This window comes from Phenylobacterium deserti (genome assembly GCF_003254705.1).
In the GTDB taxonomy this organism is placed as follows: Bacteria; Pseudomonadota; Alphaproteobacteria; order Caulobacterales; family Caulobacteraceae; genus Phenylobacterium; species Phenylobacterium deserti.
On sequence record NZ_QFYR01000001.1, the window covers coordinates 934,012 to 948,555 of the forward strand.

Consider the following 14,544-nt stretch of genomic DNA (forward strand, 5'->3'; position numbering starts at 1 on the left):
TCTTCCCACCGACGGGCTGCGGGGCGCGCGGCGCTGGTCGGGAGCCTGGCCGGCGCCTGCGCATTGAACCGCAGCCATGAAGATCGCCACCTTCAACATCAACGGCGTCGGAGCGCGCCTGCCGCGGCTGCTGGAATGGCTGGAGGAGGCGCGCCCCGACGTCGCCTGCCTCCAGGAGCTGAAAGCGCCCACCGAACGGTTTCCGGCCGCCGAGATCGAAGCGCTGGGCTACCAGGCCGTCTGGGAAGGCCAGAAGAGCTGGAACGGGGTGGCCATTCTGGCCCGCGGCGAGGCGCCGGTCGTGCGCCACCGCCGCCTGCCTGGCGATCCGGAGGACCTCCAGAGCCGCTACATCGAGGCGGAGGTGGGCGGCCTGGTGATCGGGTGCCTGTACCTGCCCAACGGCAATCCGGCGCCGGGTCCGAAGTTCGACTACAAGCTGGCCTGGTTCGAGCGGCTGGCGGTTCATGCGCGCAGCCTGCTGGAGGACGGCGGGCCGGTGGTCCTGGCGGGCGACTTCAACGTCATGCCCACCGACCTCGACGTCTACGCCCCCGAGCGCTGGCGCGATGACGCCCTGTTCCGGCCCGAGGTGCGCGAGGCCTATGCCCGTCTCGTGGCCCAGGGCTGGACCGACGCCTTGCGGAGCCTGCATCCGGGCGAGCGGATCTACACCTTCTGGGACTACTTCCGGAACGCGTTCGGGCGCGACGCCGGCCTGCGGATCGACCACCTGCTGCTCAGCCCCGAGCTTGCGCCCCGGCTCGTCGCCGCGGGGGTGGACCGCGCGGCGCGGGCGAAGGAAAAGCCCAGCGACCACGCCCCCACCTGGATCGAGATCGCCCCTCCATGAAGCGCCCCACGGCGGCCAGCCTGAAGAAGGTCACGCCCGAGAACGTGGCGCGCCTGGGGGCGGAGCGGCTGGCGACCATTCTGGTGGAGGTGGCCGCCGCCCGGCCGGAGCTGAAGCGCCGCTTGCGCATGGAGCTGGCCGCCGAGCAGGGCGCCGAGCACCTGCTGGTGGAGATCGACCGGCGCATGGCCAGCCTGGAGACCAGCCGCTCCAAGGTGTCCTGGCGCCAGCGGCACGCATTCCTGCGCGACCTCGACGCCCTGCGCGGCCTGATCGCCGATCGGCTGGCGGAACTCGACCCTGCCGCCGCCAACAACCGCATGCTGGCGTTCCTGGGGTTGGCTCCGCGCGTGCGCAGCCGACTGAAGGACCGGGACGGCGTGCTGGCTGCACTATTCGCCCGGGCGGCCGGCGATCTTGCGCCCCTGCTGCGCCGCGAGGCCGGCGAGCCTGTCGCCGCCTCGCTGGCCGAGCGCATCGCCGCCGATCCCGCCGCCTGGGCGGAGTGGTTGCCGGCGGCCTTGGACGGCGCCCCTCCGGCGTTTGCCGAAGCCGTGCTGCGGCAGGCGGTGGCGCAGGGCTCGTCCCGCCCGGGGATGCTGCGCGCCATCCGTGCGCTGGCCGATGCGGCCGGCGATCTCGACGCCTACTGCGGGACCTACTCGGCCGCCGAGCTGAAGGTGCAGCCCGTGGCGGCGGGGCTGGCGCGTCGCCTGCTGGCCCAGGGGCGGGCGGACGCCGCGGCCGAAGTGCTGCGCGCGGCCCCCACGCCCAAGACCCGAGGCGCGAGCGATCCCGATCCGGAGTGGGAAAGCGCCTGGATCGAGGTGCTCGAGGCGTCGGGCGATACGGCCGGCGCTCAGGCCGCCCGCTGGACGGCCTTCGAACGTACCCTCTCGGCCGACCGGCTGCGCGCCTTCACCAGTCGGCTGGCCGGCTTCGACGACGTGGAGGCGCAGGAAAAAGCCTTCGACCTCGCCCGGCAGGATCCCGACTTCCTCCGCGGCCTGCGATTGCTGATGGAATGGCCGGCCCTGCCCGAGGCCGCGCGGATGATCGAGGCCCGCGCTGACGAGGCGGGCATCGACGCCGAGCTCGCCGAGCTATGGGGCGGACGCCTGCGGAGCCGCTTCCCGGCCGCCGCGCACCGGCTCCTGCGTCGGGCGGCGGCGGCGGCCTTTCGCCGGCGCGACTTCGCCACTTGCGACCGGCTGACCGCTGAGGCGGACTCGATTCCCATCTGAGCCGCCGGAAACGAAGAAGGCGCCCCGCGGGCGAGGCGCCTTCCCCCTTCAACCTCGCCCCGTCAGGCGAAGATGAAGTTCCCCTGCGTGATGCCGCTGGTGTTCACGATGATGGTCAGGTCCTGGTCGCCTTCAAGGTCGACGCCGATGCGGCCGCTCTCGATGGTGACGTCGGCCCAGGTGACGTTCAGCGCCGACAGGTCGAACTGCTCACCCTTCTGGTAGCCGACGATGGTGTCGGTCCCCGCGTCCTCGAACACGAAGAGGTCGTCATGGAGGCCGCCGTTCAGGGTGTCGTCGCCGGCCCCGCCGTTCAGCACGTCTCGCCCGGTGCCTCCGTCCAGGCTGTCATTGCCTGTTCCGCCGTTCAGAGTGTCCTTGCCGTTGCCGCCGATCAGCAGGTCGTCGCCTTCCCGGCCCAGCAGACCGTCATCGCCGTTCTGACCATCCAGTCTGTTGGCCACGCTGTTGCCCATCAGGGCGTCGCTGCCGTTGCCGCCGCGGGCGTTCTCGATCACCACCCCATTGGCGATGGTGTAGCCGCCGTAGGTGCCGTCCACGAAGGAGACCACGCCGCCGCCGGTGGGCGTGTAGTCGAGCGTCGCCGCCAGCAGGTCGATGTGCGCGTCACGCCCGCCGTCGTAGGCGATGGTGTCGTTGCCGCCGGTGTCCCAGATCGTCTGGTAGTAGGCGTCCTTCTGCGGACCGGTTAGGGCGTAGACGTTGTCGCCGGTGTTGTGGGCGTGCACGCCGTAGCGGGCTTGCAGCACGGCGATGTCGAAGGCGCCCAAGGTGCCCGACCACCCCGACCCCCAGGTCTGACGCGTGAACTCCAGCGGGCCGTCCGGGTTGGTCTGCCAGCCGTCGTTGTAGGACATGACGGTGTAGACGCCCTGGTTCAGGTCATAGATGCCCAGGCTGCCGGTGGGCCCGGTGACGCCCAGCAGGATCTCCGAGCCGCCGCCCTCGTCGTGCGGGTGGGCGACGCCGTGAGCATGGCCGAACTCGTGCAGAACTACGGCGTAGGAATAGCCGCCCGGCTCCAGCGTCTCCGGCCGGGTGAAGCCGCCGCTGGCGAGATTGAACACGCCCACCCCCTGGAGGTCGCCGGCGCTGGGGTCACGCGGGTTGAAGCGTGCGCCGTAGTCGTCGTTGATCGTCGTCACCAAGCGGAAGGTGGCTTGGTTGATGTCCGTGGTCCGGACGTAGTTGATGCCCGTGATCGGCGTGTATTCCTGCAGGGCGCGCATCACGCCCTGGATCTGGAACTGCTCCCAGCCATAGGTGGTGATCGGCGTGACGCCGTCATCCTCGGTCTCGCCGAAGCCGCCTTCCCGGGCGGACGCGAAGTAGACGTAGGCGGTGGGCACGCCATTGACCATGGTCGTCGGGATGTTGTCGGCCTCGTCCCAGTTCAGGGACTCCAGCGGGTCGAAATCCGTCGGATCCTGCGCCTTCACATCCAGGGTGTACCCGCCGGTCATGTCGGGCTCGTAGCCCTCGACGCGCAGGTAGTAGGTGCCGCCTTCCGGAGAGAGGAAGCCGAGGCCCGTTTCGTAGTTCACCGCCGCGGAGAGCTCGTTGCCCTCCGCGTCATAAAGGCGGAGCACGCCGATGCTCTCGCCCGGCAGTTCGCCCGGATATTCCGCGCTGCTGGCGATGCCGCCAGCGTAGGTGAAGGTGTAGAAGAGGCCGGGATCAAGCTCGACGCGGTACATGTCCTGGTCGCCGGCCGCGTCCAGGTGGCCGTAAGTGGTCCCGACATCGATCGTCAGGGCGCCGGCGCGTGTGCTCGGCGCGTCCGTGGCGGGATCCGCCGTCCACATATCAACCGTATAGCCGCCTGCGTCCCGGTAGTTCGGATAGCCGGGAGCCGATGGATCTATGTGGTACCAGGAGGTGGTGTAGAGCAGGTAGGTGCCGCTCGCGGTCGGCGTGAAGGTGATCATCGACGAGCGGCCAAGACCTCCGTCGTCGTCCTGCGCCAGGAACTGGGTGCCGGCCGGGTTCACCAGCCCCAGGAACGGGTCTTCGATGCCGCCGGTCTCGGTCGGTCGGTACGCGAAGGAGTAGGTGGTGCCGGCGGTCAGTGCCACCGGGATCAGGTCGTAGCGCTCAGTACCTAGCGAGCCCACCGTCGTCGCAGGCGCGGCGCCGTCAGCGTGGGTGAAGGTCGCGGAGGTCGGCGTCAGACCGGACAGAGTGGCTTCAGGCTTCTGAGCGTCGCGCGTCCCGCGGGTGATGCGCGCAAAATCGTCCATCGAATTCGGCCGCATGTAGTTCGTCTCTTCCCTGGCGATGTTGAGGGCCAAGCCAGCCCCGTTGTGAGCAGAAGCGAACATGGAAATCTGCAACCGGCAATTGCCAATTGTAGCGTTCTCGCGGATTGTTACAGCAACGTGATACGGAGAACCGACGTGGTGAAAGCTTCGGGGCTCGCACGATTGCTCGCGCCATTGTTTATGCTGAAGCTTGTTCTTATGGCGCCGCTTCAGACGACTGATATGCCGCCGCCGAAATCAACGCGCGCAACTCACGGGCCGAGCGCCCGTTTCGCGACGCTCGACGCCTACCTCGAGTTTCTGGAGACCCGCGCCCAGCTTGGCGGAACCTGGTACCGGCAGGTCGCGCCGGGGCTCTACCAGCGGGAAAGCGGCAACCTTCGACGCGCGGACGGCGCCGCCCCGAAGCGCACGTACACCCGAGCGGAGCTGGCGGAGAAGTTCGGCTTCCCGCCTTGAGAGGACGGAATGTCGAGCCTTTTCTTGACCTGAGTTCTCCACAGGCGCATAAGCGCGCACCTCCGGCGCAACCTTGGTCAGCGCCCTCCACCGTCACGACCCCCATCCTATATGGGACGAGGACGGCGAGGCCCCCCGTCGACGTAATCGTCCACGGGGGTTGATCGCGTTTGGGCCCAAAGGAAGATCATGTTCGACGCACTTACAGATCGGCTTTCAGGCGTTTTCGACCGGCTTTCCGGGCGCGGCGTGCTGTCCGACAAGGACATCGACGAAGCGCTGCGCGAAGTTCGCGTCGCCCTCCTCGAGGCCGACGTCGCCCTGCCGGTGGTGCGTGAGTTCATCGCCAAGGCCAAGGAACAGGCGACCGGCGAGGCGGTGATCCGCTCCGTCCGTCCGGCCGACCAGGTGGTCAAGATCACCTACGATGGCCTGGTGGACATGCTGGGTGGCGAGGGCGAGCCCGAAGGGCTGAACCTTTCCATGAACCCGCCGACCGTCATCCTGATGGCCGGCCTGCAGGGTTCGGGCAAGACCACCACGGCGGGCAAGCTCGCCCTACGGCTGGGCAAGGAGCGCAAGCGCGTCCTTCTGGCCTCGCTCGACACCCGCCGCCCGGCGGCTATGGAACAGCTGGCGACGCTGGCCAAGCAGGCGGGCGTCGACAGCCTGCCGATCGTCCAGGGCCAGTCCGCGCCTGACATCGCCCGTCGAGCGCTTTCGTCGGCCAAGCTGCAGGGCTTCGACGTCGTCATCCTCGACACCGCCGGCCGCACCACGCTGGACGAGCAGATGATGACCGAGGCGGCCGAGATCGCCCGGATCGCCAATCCGTCCGAAACCCTGCTGGTGGCTGACAGCCTGACCGGTCAGGACGCGGTTCGCACGGCCAAGGCCTTCCACGAGCGTCTGCCGCTCACCGGCCTGGTGCTGACCCGCGCGGACGGTGACGGCCGCGGCGGTGCCGCTCTCTCGATGCGGGCTGTCACCGGCCTGCCGATCAAATTCCTTGGCGTATCCGAAAAACTCGAAGGCCTGGACGCCTTCGACGCCCGCCGTGTGGCTGGCCGCATCCTGGGTCAGGGCGACGTGGTCGCGCTGGTCGAGAAGGCCGCTCAGGAGATCGACGCGGCCAAGGCCGAGGCCATGGCGAAGAAGCTGGCCAAGGGTCAGTTCGACCTCGACATGATGGCCGAGCAGCTCAAGCAGATGAAGCGCATGGGCGGAATGGAAGGCCTGATGGGCCTGCTCCCCGGCGTTCAGAAGATGAAGAAGCAGATCGCCGAGAGCGGAGTGACCGACAAGATGGTCGACCGCCAGGCGGCGATCATCTCGTCCATGACCAAGGCCGAGCGGAAGAAGCCTGACATCCTCCAGGCCTCGCGCAAGCGCCGCATCGCGGCCGGCGCCGGCGTGGACGTTGCCGACGTGAACCGTCTGTTGAAACAACACCGCCAGATGGCCGACGCCTTCAAGTCCCTGAGCCGCGACGGCGGCAAGGGCTTCGCCAAGATGGCGGGCATGCTGGGCGGCATGGGCGGGGCGGACATGGCCAAGCTCAAGGCGCTGGCGCCCGGCGGCAAGATGCCGAGCGCCGAAGAGATGGAGCAGCTCTCGCAGCAGCTCGGAAAGATGGGCGGCGGCGGGCCTGGCGGCCTGAAGCTCCCTGGCCTGGGCGGCGGCGGACTGCCCCCCGGCTACAACCCCTTCAAGAAATAACCTGATCTACAAAGAGGACTACCAATGCTGAAGATCCGTCTGGCCCGTGGCGGCGCCAAGAAGCGCCCCTACTACTCGATCGTCGTCGCCGACAGCCACAGCCCGCGCGATGGCCGCTTCATCGAGAAGGTCGGCTCCTACAACCCGCTGCTCAAGAAGGACGATCCGAACCGCGTCGTCCTGAAGGTCGAGCGGATCCAGGAGTGGATCGCCAAGGGCGCCCAGCCGACCGACCGCGTCCAGCGCGAGCTGGCCAAGCAAGGCATCGGCCAATGGACCAACAGCAGCAACCCGAAGAAGGGCGAGCCCGGCCAGAAGGCCAAGGAACGTGCGGAAGAGCGCGCCCAGCGCGAAGCCGACCGCGCCGCCGCTGAAGCTGAAGCCGCCGCTGCGGCCTCGGCTGCCCCGGCTGAAGAGCCGGTCGCTGAAGAAGCTCCGGCCGCCGCCGAAGAAGCTCCCGCCGCGGAAGCCGCTTCGGAAGAACAAGCCTAAGCACACGCTGCTTGCAGCCGCCCGCCGCGAAGTTCGAGGCGGGCGGCTCGCGCTTGCGCATGTCCGAGACGTCCGACCTCATCCTTGTCGCCCGCGTCGCCGGCGCTTTTGGCGTGAAGGGCGAGGTGCGCCTGACGGCCTACACGGCCGACCCCTTGGCGCTGATCGACTACAAGACTCTGCTGCGGAAGGACGGCTCGGCGGGCCTGACGGTTCTCTCCGGCCGCCCAGACAAGCGGGGGTTCGTGGGGCGCGTCGCCGAGGTCGAGACCCGCGAACAGGCCGAGGCGATGCGCGGCCTCGAGCTCTATGTGCCGCGCGAGGCGCTTCCGGAGCCGGATGAAGACGAATTCTACCTCACCGACCTGATCGGGCTGACCGTCGTATCGGCGGAAGGCGAGCCCATGGGCCGCGTGAAGTCGGTGCAGGATTTCGGCGCCGGCGATCTGCTTGAAATCCAGCCGCCGCCCGGTTCCGAAAAGGGGGCCGCGACCTGGTACCTGCCCTTCACCAAGGAAGCCGTGCCGGAGGTGCGCCTCGCCGAGGGCAAGCTCATCGGCGTGCCCCCTGAAGAGATCGAATAGGCGTCTAGAATACGCCTGGGACGCCGTGCGCGACCCAGCCCCACGCAAAACCTGTCGCGGCGAGAACGCCGAACAGCATCACCGCTTCCGGCACGGAGCCGGGATCCCGCCGACGTCGGCGCTTCAGGGCAAGAGCCTGGATCATTGGGCGGTCCTCATCACTCGGTAAAAACCACCACGGGACCGAGCGGGTTCCGCGGCCCACGACCCAAGCCGGGTCTCTGTTGTTGGCGCCCGCAAATGCCCGCCATGCCACGGAACCGCCTGCGCTTGCCGCCGTTAGCTGTCTGTGACGGCGGCCCTACGACGCCCCCCGATGTATTGCCCCGTCTCATCGAAGCCCTGGCGCTGGCTCAGCCGCGCCAGGGCTTTTTACTTTTGCAGCAACAAAAACGGCGGCTCAGGTCACCCTGGCCGCCGCTTCTGATCTGTCGAAGTTCGAAGCCTTAGGCTTCGGTCGTCTCGGTCGGCTCGGCCTTGGCGGCGGTCATCTGACGCTCGGCGATCCGGGCCGACTTACCGCGGCGGTCGCGCAGGTAGTACAGCTTGGCGCGACGGACGACGCCGCGACGCTTCACTTCGATGCTTTCGATCATCGGCGACAGGATCGGGAACACGCGTTCCACGCCTTCGCCGAAGGAAATCTTGCGGACGGTGAAGCTCTCGTCCACGCCCTGGCCGCCACGGGCGATGCAGACGCCTTCGTAGGCCTGAACGCGTTCGCGCTCGCCTTCCTTGATGCGCACGTTCACGCGCACGGTGTCGCCGGGACGGAACTCAGGGACGCTGCGGTTGGCCAGCAGACGGTCAGCTTCTTCCTTGCGGAGCTGTTCGATCAAGTTCATCGGTTCATTCCTTACTGGGCTTCAATCGCCCTTTGCCTGTTGATTGGCGGTTCGCCGCGCCCACAAGTCCGGACGCCGCTCCCGCGTAGTCTCTTCCCGCTTCGCCTGCCGCCACTTCCGGATCTCGGCGTGGTTGCCGCTCAGCAGAACCTCGGGGATGTCCTGCCCTTCGAACGTCCGCGGTCGCGTGTACTGCGGATGCTCAAGAAGCCCGTCCTCGAAGCTTTCTTCACTCAAGCTCTCGGCCTGCCCCAACACACCGGGAACCAGCCGTACGCAGGCCTCGATGGTCACCAGGGCCGCCGCCTCGCCGCCGGCGAGCACCGCGTCCCCGACGGAGACCTCTTCGAACCCCCGGGCGTCGAGCACCCGCTGATCCACCCCTTCGAACCGCCCGCACAGGACGATCAGTCCCGGACCTGCGGCCCACTCACGAACCCGCGCCTGGGAAAGGGGCCGACCCCGGGCGCTCATGTACAAAAGCGGCCGCCCCCGCCGATCCACGCTGTCCAGCGCAGAAGCGATGACGTCCGCTCGCATCACCTGTCCCGGACCGCCACCCGCAGGGGTGTCGTCGAGGAAGCCGCGCTTATCTGTGGAAAAGCCCCGAATGTCCAGCGTTTCCAGAGTCCAAAGGCCGTGCTCGCGCCATGCCGTCCCGATCAGGGAAACGCCCAGAGGGCCCGGAAACGCGTCCGGGAACATGGTGAGGACCGTGGTGTCGAAGGACATGGCGCGGCAAAGGCCCGCATAGGCCGGCGACGTCAAGCTGATCGGTGGCTCAGCGGCCCCGAACCGCACCCGCCGCCGGCGGCGCTTGCCGCCGCGTCACGCCTTGCAGCCCCGCAACGCCCCGCGTAAGCGAGCGGCTTCGCGGGTGGGATTGCAGAGAAGCGGGCGGCGCATGGACACCGACAACCTGGTGGAGACCCTCAAGCTCGAGCGGATCGAAGTGAACCTCTTCCGGGGCGACACCCCGGACAAGGATCGCGGCCGCATCTTCGGCGGCCAGGTCATCGCCCAGTCCCTGCTGGCCGCCTATGAGACGGTGGAAGAGCGGATCTGCCACTCCCTCCATTGCTACTTCATCCGGCCAGGCGATCCGCGCGTGCCGATCGTCTTCGAGGTGGACCGCGCCCGTGACGGCGGCAGCTTCACGACCCGCCGGGTGATCGCCGTCCAGCACGGCCAGCAGATATTCAACCTCGCCGCTTCGTTCCAGGCGCCGGAAGACGGGCTCGAGCACCAGACGGCCATGCCGGCCAACCCCGATCCGCAGACCCTGGAAGACGACCTCGTCCGTCGCAAGGAAGCGATGAAGGACGCGCCGGAGGCCGCTCGCCGCTGGCTCGAGGCGCCGCAGCCGATTGAGATCCGCAGCGTCGACCTGCGCATGGGCGCGACGCCGCCCGCCGCCGAGGCCGAGCAGCAAGTGTGGTTCCGCGCCCGCGCGCCCATCGGCGACGATCCGCGGATGCACCAGGTGATCCTGGCCTACGCCTCCGACATGAGCCTGCTCGGCACCGCCCTTCGGCCGCACGGCGTCGGCTTCGAGCACCGGCAGCTGCAAGCGGCGAGCCTCGACCACGCCATGTGGTTCCACAAGCCGTTCAACTTCAACGACTGGCTTCTCTATGCCCAGGACAGCCCGTCGGCCTCGGGCGGCCGCGGCTTTGCGCGCGGCGCAATCTACGACCAGTCAGGCGTCCTGGTGGCCTCCACCGCCCAGGAAGGCCTGATCCGCATGCGCAAGCCGAAGGACTGATCAGGTCTTGAGGTAGGCGGAAACGCCCTCCACGAGGTGGTCGAACATCAGTCGGATGCGGCGGCTGGCGCGCAGGTTCTCGTGCATGACGATCCAGACGCCCAACCGCAGGATCTCGAACTCCGGCAGCAGGCGAACGAGGCCATAGCGGGCGCCGAGCGGCGCCTGCACAACGCCGACGCCGAAGCCGGCTCGCACCGCGGCGAGCTGGGCAAGGTCGCTGTCGGATCGAAAGGCGAAGCTTTCCCGCGTGATCGCCACCTGCATGCCCTGCAGCGATTGCACCTGTCGCACCCGACGATCGCTGTCGATGCCGACCACCGGGTGCTGGAACACGGCATCCAGACTGTCCGGCGCCCCATAGCGCGCGACATAGTCCGACGTGGCGAAGAAGCCCAACGGGACCTCGCCGACCTTGCGGGCCACCAGCGCCGACTGGCTGGGCGCCACCATCCTCACGGCGATATCCGCCTCGCGCCGCAGAAGATCCTGGGTGTCGTTGGACAGCGTCAGCTCGATGACCGCCCCGCTGTGTCGCTCCCGGAAGCCGGTCAGCATCGGCGGCAGCACTTCCGCGCCGAACATCTCGCTGGCGGTGATGCGAATGGGACCGGAGACCCCTTCGGCGGCTACGCTGGCGTCGCGCATGGCCGCCGCCGCTTGGGCGGCCATATCAGCCAGGTGCGGTCGGAGCTCCACGGCGAGCTCGGTCGGCTGCAGACCGCGCGGAGAGCGGACGAACAGCGGCGCGCCGAGGCGGGTTTCCAGCGCTTCGACATGGCGGCCCAGCGTGGGCTGGGTAAGACCCCGCGCCCGGGCTGCGGCCGACAGGCTGCCGGTCTCCAGCACGGCGTGCAGGCTCTGGAAGAGGTCCCAGTCCGGAAGGCTTCCACTCATACGCTAATGTATAGCCGACCTTAGATATTCCACAATTTCGTTTAGCGCCGTCTCTGCGCACCTTCTGGCCGTCAACACGGAGACGAGCCATGGAACAAGACAACGCACCCTTGGCGCTGGTCATCGGCGCCACGGGCGGGATCGGCGGCGCGGTCGCTGAGCGGCTGGTCGCACGCGGCTGGCGCGTCCGGGCCCTCAACCGCAGCCCCCAGACGGCCAAAGGCCCGCGCGGCCTGGAATGGGTGCAGGGCGACGCCATGCTGGCGGCCGATGTGCGCCGCGCGGCCGAAGGGGCGCAGCTGATCTTCCATGGCGCCAACCCGCCGGGCTACCGCGGCTGGGGCGCGCTGGTCCTGCCGATGCTGCGTAACACCATCGCCGCGGCGGAGGCGATAGGGGCGCGGATCCTGTTCCCCGGGACGATCTATAATTATGGCCCTGACGCCTTTCCGCTGATCGACGAAGATGCCCCCCAGCAGCCGACGACCCGCAAGGGCGCGATCCGGGTGCAAATGGAAGCGGCGCTGGCCGAGGCCGCCTCCGCCGGCACGCCGGTGACGATCGTGCGGGCAGGCGACTTCTTCGGACCCAAGGCGGGCAACACCTGGTTCAGCCAGGGCCTGATCAAGCCAAACGAGCCGCTGTCCTCCATCACCTACCCCGGCCCGCTGGCGGTGGAACACAGCTGGGCCTACCTGCCCGATCTCGCGCAGGCCATGGTGCGGCTGGTTGAGCAGCCGGGCGCCGGCGCCTTCGAGAGCTACCACCTCGCCGGTCACCGCATGACTGGACGCCAGCTGGTCGCCGAGCTGGAGCAGGTCGCTGGGCGACGCCTGGCAGTGAAGCGCCTCCCCTGGCTGGCGCTCAAAGCCATGTCGCCGTTCAACGAAACCCTCCGCGAGCTGATGGAGGTTCGCTATCTTTGGGAGACGCCTGTGCTGCTCGACAACACCCGGCTGCGGGCCCGACTAGGCGAAGAGCCGCATACGCCGCTTGCGACCGCCCTGGAGACGACCCTGCGCGGAATGGGAGCTTTGCCGCAATATCCTGCCGCTCTGGCGGCGTGACAGACCGCCTGCGGCAAGAAATTGCCGCAGGCCCCGTCATTTGCCGCGTTGCAGCACTAGACGCGCGCGCGTCCGACGACCTACATGCGCTGCATGTCCGGCAAGACCCTCTACGACAAGATCTGGGACGCTCACGTCGTCAGCCAACAGGACGGCGAGGCGATCCTCTATATCGACCTGCACCTCATCCACGAGGTCACGACTCCGCAGGCCTTTGCGGGCCTCAGAGCCAACGGACGCAAGGTGCGCCGGCCGGACCGCACGCTTGCGGTGGCCGACCACAACGTGCCGACCGAAGGCCAGGAGCTCGGCGTCCGCGCTGTGGCCGACGAAGAAGCGCGCCTGCAACTTGAGACGTTGGAGCGCAACGTCGCCGACAACGGCATTCAGTTCTTCGGCATGGGCGACGTGCGCAACGGCATCGTCCACGTGGTGGGCCCGGAGCAAGGCCGCACCCAGCCAGGCATGACCATCGTCTGCGGCGACAGCCACACCTCGACGCACGGCGCGTTCGGAGCCTTGGCCCAGGGCATCGGCACCTCCGAGGTCGAGCACGTCCTGGCGACCCAGACCCTGCGCCAAAAGAAGTCGAAGAACATGCGGGTGCTGATCGAGGGCCAACCCGCCCCCGGCGTCGGCGCCAAGGACTTCGCCTTGGCCGTGATCGGCGCCATCGGCACCGCCGGCGGCACCGGCTATGTCATTGAGTACGCCGGCGACGCCATTCGCGCCCTGTCCATGGAAGGGCGGATGACGCTCTGCAACCTGACCATCGAGGCGGGCGCCCGCGCTGGCCTGGTGGCTCCGGACCAGACCACCTTCGACTACATCCGCGGTCGCCCGGCCGCGCCCAAGGGCGGCGCCTGGGACATGGCCGTCGAATATTGGAAAAGCTTCTACACGGACGAGGACGCGGTGTTCGACCGCGAGGTCCGCATCGACGCCTCCAAGATCGCGCCCCTGGTGACCTGGGGCACCAGCCCCGAGGACGTCATCGCCATCACGGACGTCGTTCCCGACCCGGCCAGCTTCTCCACCCCGGACAAGCGCGCCGCCGCCGAACGCGCCCTGGAATACATGGGCCTGCAAGCCGGCCAGCCGATCACCGAAGCCAAGGTCGACGTGGTCTTCATCGGCTCGTGCACCAACAGCCGCATTGAGGACCTGCGCGCCGCGGCTCAGGTGGTGCAGACCGCCTTCGTCAACGGCAAGCTGGTGGCGCCGCACGTCCGCGCCATGGTGGTGCCGGGCTCCGGCCTCGTCTCCGCGCAGGCCGAGGAAGAGGGTCTGGACGCCATCTTCAAGGCCGCCGGCTTCGAATGGCGTGAACCCGGCTGCTCCATGTGCCTCGGCATGAACCCGGACCGGCTGAAGCCCTTCGAACGTTGCGCCTCCACCTCGAACCGCAACTTCGAAGGCCGCCAGGGCCGCAACGGCCGCACCCACCTGATGAGCCCGGCCATGGCGGCGGCGGCGGCGATCGCCGGCCACATCGCCGACGTCCGCGACTTCGTCTGATGTACCTGAGGTACGGTCAGTCGCGAGTCGTGCTGACCGTGCTCAGCGCCGTATTAGGCGCTGTCGGAACAGGTCGTTTCGGCGTCGCTATCTTCTGCGGCTGCGCCTCGCCTGCCGTCGTGCTTGTTGCGATCACCAGTCTGTTCTTCTGCATCGTCGGAGCAGTCGGTCTGCTGAGTATGCTGCGCCAGCGCCTGCGGCCCGCCGGAGAGGCTTATGTGCACAGGCAGCGCACCAACATCGCCCTTGCGAGTATCATCGGCGGTTTGGTCGCCCTGAGCACGGTGGCGTCGGCCGCGCAGATCTGGGAAGTCCACAACCTACAAGCTACGCGGGTTTCAGGTGAGGCCGAGCACCTACATCCGGGAGCGGGCGGGCGGCGGAGCGGACGAAGCCTGCAAATCAAGATCGCAGGTGAACCACGTTGGCTGGAGTGGTCCTGCTTCGTGCTTTGCAAGCCATACAGAGGTTTGAGGCAACTGCAGGATAAGCCTTGGCCACAGGTGGACGCTCAGCATCTGAATGGCCAGCTGATTGGGCTCACGGTCGCCGGCGTCACTTATCTTCGGCCGGCTGACGAGCGTGTGCGTGCAGGTTTGGAGAGCGCCCTGAGCCTGTTCTTCTCTCTGGGTGTCGCGATCGGACTTCTAGCTCTTGCACTGCAGTGGCGAAAGCACCGCCCCTCGCGCTACTCCGCGCCCACTCCAGCAGAGTCCAACCGCGCACGCACGTTGATGCGCCGCGCGACAGGCGGCATTCGAGAACGCGGTCGCGCCAACACACCCTTTGATGCCTCGCGCCGAGACCGCTAAGGAAGCC

15 protein-coding genes are annotated in these 14,544 nt (G+C 68.1%); 10 read left to right on the forward strand and 5 right to left on the reverse strand.

Going from position 1 to position 14,544, the window contains the following annotated elements; genetic code table 11:
- The first annotated feature begins 76 nt into the window (after positions 1–76).
- Together xth and DJ018_RS04600 are read left to right on the forward strand one after the other, a co-directional pair.
- Complete coding sequence (xth, locus tag DJ018_RS04595; protein ID WP_111513684.1) at positions 77–853, forward strand: exodeoxyribonuclease III; 777 nt, start codon at positions 77–79, stop codon at positions 851–853.
- A complete protein-coding gene (locus DJ018_RS04600; RefSeq protein WP_111513685.1) occupies positions 850–2,097 on the forward strand; it encodes a DUF6880 family protein in 1,248 nt (415 codons plus the stop codon). The genes xth and DJ018_RS04600 overlap by 4 nt, the downstream gene beginning before the upstream one ends.
- 62 nt (positions 2,098–2,159) lie before the next feature.
- On the opposite strand, the gene DJ018_RS04605 is transcribed toward DJ018_RS04600, so the two are convergent.
- Positions 2,160–4,439 carry a M10 family metallopeptidase C-terminal domain-containing protein gene (locus tag DJ018_RS04605; protein ID WP_111513686.1) on the reverse strand — a complete coding sequence of 760 codons (2,280 nt, stop codon included), beginning with the start codon at positions 4,437–4,439 and terminating at the stop codon, positions 2,160–2,162.
- A 75-nt stretch (positions 4,440–4,514) separates the two neighbouring features.
- Here DJ018_RS04605 and DJ018_RS04610 point away from each other — a divergent pair, with 75 nt between their 5' ends.
- The 4 genes from DJ018_RS04610 (at position 4,515) to rimM (ending at position 7,633) form a co-directional block, all read left to right on the forward strand.
- Positions 4,515–4,838, forward strand: coding sequence for a hypothetical protein (locus DJ018_RS04610; protein ID WP_133254217.1), 324 nt, complete (start codon positions 4,515–4,517; stop codon positions 4,836–4,838).
- A 189-nt stretch (positions 4,839–5,027) separates the two neighbouring features.
- Complete coding sequence (gene ffh / locus DJ018_RS04615) at positions 5,028–6,557, forward strand: signal recognition particle protein (protein ID WP_111513688.1); 1,530 nt, start codon at positions 5,028–5,030, stop codon at positions 6,555–6,557.
- 24 nt (positions 6,558–6,581) lie between these two features.
- Positions 6,582–7,049: a 30S ribosomal protein S16 gene (gene rpsP / locus DJ018_RS04620; protein WP_111513689.1), complete on the forward strand. Its 468-nt coding sequence runs from the start codon at positions 6,582–6,584 to the stop codon at positions 7,047–7,049.
- A gap of 53 nt (positions 7,050–7,102) precedes the next feature.
- On the forward strand, positions 7,103–7,633 hold the full coding sequence (gene rimM / locus DJ018_RS04625) for a ribosome maturation factor RimM (protein ID WP_420849503.1): 531 nt from the start codon (positions 7,103–7,105) through the stop codon (positions 7,631–7,633).
- A gap of 4 nt (positions 7,634–7,637) precedes the next feature.
- Here rimM and DJ018_RS19095 read toward each other — a convergent pair whose 3' ends face one another.
- The 3 genes from DJ018_RS19095 to trmD all read right to left on the reverse strand — a co-directional run bounded on the left by DJ018_RS19095 (position 7,638) and on the right by trmD (position 9,210).
- On the reverse strand, positions 7,638–7,778 hold the full coding sequence (locus DJ018_RS19095; RefSeq protein WP_165842791.1) for a hypothetical protein: 141 nt from the start codon (positions 7,776–7,778) through the stop codon (positions 7,638–7,640).
- Between the two features lie 301 nt (positions 7,779–8,079).
- A complete protein-coding gene (gene rplS / locus DJ018_RS04630) occupies positions 8,080–8,478 on the reverse strand; it encodes a 50S ribosomal protein L19 (protein WP_111513690.1) in 399 nt (132 codons plus the stop codon).
- 21 nt (positions 8,479–8,499) lie between these two features.
- The gene (gene trmD, locus DJ018_RS04635; RefSeq protein ID WP_111514679.1) at positions 8,500–9,210 is read right to left on the reverse strand and encodes a tRNA (guanosine(37)-N1)-methyltransferase TrmD; all 711 of its coding nucleotides are present in this window, start codon (positions 9,208–9,210) and stop codon (positions 8,500–8,502) included.
- Between the two features lie 172 nt (positions 9,211–9,382).
- On the opposite strand from trmD, the gene tesB reads away from it, so the two are divergent.
- Entirely contained in the window at positions 9,383–10,243 is an 861-nt protein-coding gene (tesB, locus tag DJ018_RS04640) for an acyl-CoA thioesterase II (protein WP_111513691.1), read from the forward strand.
- On the opposite strand, the gene DJ018_RS04645 is transcribed toward tesB, so the two are convergent.
- Positions 10,244–11,140 carry a LysR family transcriptional regulator gene (locus DJ018_RS04645; RefSeq protein WP_111513692.1) on the reverse strand — a complete coding sequence of 299 codons (897 nt, stop codon included), beginning with the start codon at positions 11,138–11,140 and terminating at the stop codon, positions 10,244–10,246.
- A gap of 89 nt (positions 11,141–11,229) precedes the next feature.
- Between DJ018_RS04645 and DJ018_RS04650 the strand changes: the two genes are divergently transcribed.
- The 3 genes from DJ018_RS04650 (at position 11,230) to DJ018_RS18940 (ending at position 14,537) form a co-directional block, all read left to right on the forward strand.
- A complete protein-coding gene (locus DJ018_RS04650; RefSeq protein ID WP_111513693.1) occupies positions 11,230–12,207 on the forward strand; it encodes an NAD-dependent epimerase/dehydratase family protein in 978 nt (325 codons plus the stop codon).
- A 93-nt stretch (positions 12,208–12,300) separates the two neighbouring features.
- Positions 12,301–13,725: a 3-isopropylmalate dehydratase large subunit gene (gene leuC / locus DJ018_RS04655; RefSeq protein ID WP_111514680.1), complete on the forward strand. Its 1,425-nt coding sequence runs from the start codon at positions 12,301–12,303 to the stop codon at positions 13,723–13,725.
- Positions 13,726–13,754: 29 nt separating this feature from the next.
- Positions 13,755–14,537 (forward strand): hypothetical protein, encoded by a 783-nt coding sequence (locus tag DJ018_RS18940; RefSeq protein WP_133254218.1) that lies wholly within the window; start codon positions 13,755–13,757, stop codon positions 14,535–14,537.
- Positions 14,538–14,544 lie beyond the last annotated feature (7 nt).

Excerpts from the sequence above, each read along its gene's own strand:
- rplS (WP_111513690.1), bottom strand. The coding sequence starts at position 8,478 with ATGAACTTGATCGAACAGCTCCGCAAGGAAGAAGCTGACCGTCTGCTG.
- DJ018_RS19095 (WP_165842791.1), bottom strand. The coding sequence starts at position 7,778 with ATGATCCAGGCTCTTGCCCTGAAGCGCCGACGTCGGCGGGATCCCGGC.
- leuC (WP_111514680.1), top strand. The coding sequence starts at position 12,301 with ATGTCCGGCAAGACCCTCTACGACAAGATCTGGGACGCTCACGTCGTC.
- DJ018_RS04645 (WP_111513692.1), bottom strand. The coding sequence starts at position 11,140 with ATGAGTGGAAGCCTTCCGGACTGGGACCTCTTCCAGAGCCTGCACGCC.
- xth (WP_111513684.1), top strand. The coding sequence starts at position 77 with ATGAAGATCGCCACCTTCAACATCAACGGCGTCGGAGCGCGCCTGCCG.
- DJ018_RS04605 (WP_111513686.1), bottom strand. The coding sequence starts at position 4,439 with ATGTTCGCTTCTGCTCACAACGGGGCTGGCTTGGCCCTCAACATCGCC.
- ffh (WP_111513688.1), top strand. The coding sequence starts at position 5,028 with ATGTTCGACGCACTTACAGATCGGCTTTCAGGCGTTTTCGACCGGCTT.
- DJ018_RS04650 (WP_111513693.1), top strand. The coding sequence starts at position 11,230 with ATGGAACAAGACAACGCACCCTTGGCGCTGGTCATCGGCGCCACGGGC.
- DJ018_RS04600 (WP_111513685.1), top strand. The coding sequence starts at position 850 with ATGAAGCGCCCCACGGCGGCCAGCCTGAAGAAGGTCACGCCCGAGAAC.
- tesB (WP_111513691.1), top strand. The coding sequence starts at position 9,383 with ATGGACACCGACAACCTGGTGGAGACCCTCAAGCTCGAGCGGATCGAA.
- rpsP (WP_111513689.1), top strand. The coding sequence starts at position 6,582 with ATGCTGAAGATCCGTCTGGCCCGTGGCGGCGCCAAGAAGCGCCCCTAC.
- trmD (WP_111514679.1), bottom strand. The coding sequence starts at position 9,210 with ATGTCCTTCGACACCACGGTCCTCACCATGTTCCCGGACGCGTTTCCG.